Raw genomic sequence first — 755 nt, 5'->3', positions numbered from 1 at the left:
TTGACGATGCTCAGGCCGAGTCCCGTGCCGCCGGTGCCGGGGGTGCGGGACGTGTCGCCGCGGTAGAAGCGCTCGAAGATCCGGCTGGCGGTGTCGGGGGCCATGCCGGGCCCCTCGTCGGTGACGTCCAGTTGGACGTGGTCGCTGTCCGGCGCGCGCACCGTTACGGAGATCGGCGTGCCGGGTGGGGTGTACCGCAGTGCGTTGTCCAGCAGGTTCCGTAGCACTTGGAGCAGTCGGTCCTCGTCGCCGTGCGCGCATGCCTGGCCCTGTTCCCCGATGGTGATCGGTCTGCTGGGGTCCAGGGCGTGGGCGTCGGCGACGGCGTCCTGGGCGAGTCTGCCGAGGTCGACCGGTGCGACGGCCAGCGGGCGGCCCTGGTCGAGCCGGGCGAGCAGCAGCAGTTCCTCGACCATGCCGTGCATGCGGGCCGCCTCGTCCTCGATGCGCAGCATCGCCCGCTCGACCATTTCGGGGTCCCGGGCCAGGCCGTGCAGGTGCAGTTGGGCCCAGCCTCTGATCGTGGTCAGCGGCGTGCGCAGTTCGTGCGAGGCGTCGGCCACGAACTGGCGCAACCTCTCCTCGGAGTGCTGTCGTTCGTCGAACGCGCGGTTGAGGGCGGTGGCGACCTCACCGATCTCCGAGGGGCGGTCGGCGACTTCGATGCGTTGGTCCACGTTGCCCTCGGCGATCGCGGTCGCGGTCGTCGCCATGTCGCGCAACGGTCGCAGGCCCACGCGCAGCACCCCGCGGCC

General features: G+C 71.5%; 1 protein-coding gene. It reads right to left on the bottom strand.

All coding sequences use genetic code 11. The features are described from left to right. Positions 1 to 713 (bottom strand): HAMP domain-containing sensor histidine kinase (locus ABD385_RS41230; RefSeq protein WP_344585420.1); only part of this gene is annotated, 713 nt, incomplete at its 3' end. Positions 714 to 755: the final 42 nt, after the last annotated feature.

The organism is Streptomyces lunalinharesii (genome assembly GCF_039532155.1).
GTDB classification, from domain to species: domain Bacteria; phylum Actinomycetota; class Actinomycetes; order Streptomycetales; family Streptomycetaceae; genus Streptomyces; species Streptomyces lunalinharesii.
This window is presented reverse-complemented; position numbering and strand designations above follow the sequence as displayed.